Below are 1,926 nucleotides of genomic sequence, written 5' to 3' on the forward strand. Positions count from 1 at the left end.
GGCCGGGCTTGTCGTAGATGAACTGCAGATACTTGCCGTCGGGCCAGGTGAGCTGGCTCAGGTTGCCGCCGGTGTAGGCCGCGCCAATGACTTGGCCGTCCACCCGGGTGACTTGCGTGATGACGCCGGTGGCGTCGTACTTGAACTTGATCAGGTGGCCGAGCTGGTCCTGCACGGTGAGCAGGTAGCCTGCGGCCGGGGCGTCAGCGCCGGCAGCGGTGCTGTAGCCGTAGGTGAGCACGGTGCCGTCGGCCCGCTTCTCGGTGTTGAGCCGGCCGGTGCTGTCGTAGGTCTCTTCCCCGCGGGTCTGGGCGTCCAGGTAGCGCCAGCCGCCGCTGATGGCCACCAGCGTGTCGCGCACGCCGGGGTCGGGCACAAAGGCCGCGCCGGAGACCGCGAACGAGACCCAGCGGCCCAGGCCGCGCGAGGCCTGCATGCTGGCTGGCGTGCCGGACTGGTAGATCAGCCGCTTGTGCAGGTTGCTCTCGACCAGCGGGCCAAACGACGAAAGGGCCGTGTACGGGTACAGCAGGTCCGGGTTGTCGCTGGGCAGCTTCCTGCGCATGTCGTAGCGAAGCTTCAGGCCGCCAAGACCTGCATCAAGGTCTACGTCGTAGCTGCTGCTGCCGATCAGGGGGTAGATCGGATCTCCGACTCCGAATAGGCTTGCATTCTTGCCAGGGCACGCGGCCGGCTTATCGTGCCAAACGTCTATGCCAGGGTATTTGGATAGGCAAGCTTGCCCTGGGGCGTAATAGATATACCCAATACCGCCCTTATCACTGATTCGATCTATAAAACTGCCAATCGCAATAGAATATCCATCTGGACACCGCTGGCCATAAAAAGGAACTGCCATCGAGTTCTTATATCCAGCCCCGTCTATGTAGTAGCATATACCCTTCCAGGAGGCATCCGCATTGGCCTCGTATATCAGCGGGGTCACCCAATGTATAAGCTGTGTTCTGTAGTCACATACCTCTTGCGCAGTAGAGAACTCACCATCCCCACCGGTATTTGGAAAATTGCTCCAAAAAGCGGGAAGCAATGAAATCCGTACGTCCCTGCAGAATGCAGGACTGGACAAAGATAGAAGATAAATCGCCAAGATCCGCAATCTCACGCATCCTCCCATTCAATATAAATATTACAACCAAGCGCGAATATATTCATTGCCAAAAAAACGCACTACCGCGCTACCAATGGATACGAAGCGTGAAGTTTGGTTCTTTAGCAAAGTTATCGCCGAACTCAATCGAATCAACCACCCAGCTTCTTCCAACCCCTTGGTTAAGGCATTGGGTTAACTCGGTCGCCTGAGTTTGGGTAACAGCGCGAACCTCTGCTGAAACCCCCTGGCTCGCTGCATCGAACCTAACGCTTGCCAATGACATGCCATTGACGACGCATCGCTCCAGCTCCAGAAGCCGAGCTTCGACGGGGAGCTGCAAAAGCGCACCATCTCGCACCGCGTTGGCCTCCCAAGGCTCTGAGGCGCGCCCGCGCGCCGGCGCCGCTTTGCGCGCCGAGCCTTGCTCGGCTGCCAGCAACTCGTCCTGAAACCTGCGCAACCCTGCCTCTCGCTTCAGCAGCAGGCCTCCGGTGCTCAAGACGAGCAGCGCAGCAAGCGCCAACGCGGGGGGCAGCCAGCGCAGTCGCCTTCGCGGCGAGAAATCAAACTGCAAGGCTGGCGGACGCATGGTCACCTTTCCGGAGTTCAATCGCAGCAAATCCCGGGCGTCGGCCGTCAGCGCCGGGTCGGAGCTCGAGCTGCCAAACCCCAATCGGCTCGACGGCCTTGAGCCGTTGAAGCGTCGCCCCCAAGGTCGCACCCGACACCAACAGCGTAGCCGCAGCGCCGATGCGCCCCTTCGCGTCCACGCGCCAGTAGCTGATGCATTCGCCATCACAGAACGCAGCGCCCTC

2 protein-coding genes and 1 pseudogene are annotated in these 1,926 nt (G+C 60.2%); 1 reads left to right on the forward strand and 2 read right to left on the reverse strand.

What is annotated here, in order from left to right:
* Both LRH25_RS32495 and LRH25_RS32500 read right to left on the reverse strand, forming a co-directional pair.
* A pseudogene (locus tag LRH25_RS32495) lies at window positions 1-565 on the reverse strand (hypothetical protein); the annotation flags it as partial.
* Window positions 566-1,196: 631 nt separating this feature from the next.
* On the reverse strand, window positions 1,197-1,700 hold the full coding sequence (locus LRH25_RS32500; protein ID WP_141291689.1) for a hypothetical protein: 504 nt from the start codon (window positions 1,698-1,700) through the stop codon (window positions 1,197-1,199).
* Between LRH25_RS32500 and LRH25_RS32505 the strand changes: the two genes are divergently transcribed.
* On the forward strand, window positions 1,699-1,926 hold a 228-nt coding region (locus LRH25_RS32505), incomplete at its 3' end, for a hypothetical protein (protein WP_231013287.1). The genes LRH25_RS32500 and LRH25_RS32505 overlap by 2 nt on opposite strands.

It is taken from the genome of Ideonella azotifigens (genome assembly GCF_021043325.1).
GTDB classification, from domain to species: Bacteria; Pseudomonadota; Gammaproteobacteria; order Burkholderiales; family Burkholderiaceae_C; genus Ideonella; species Ideonella azotifigens.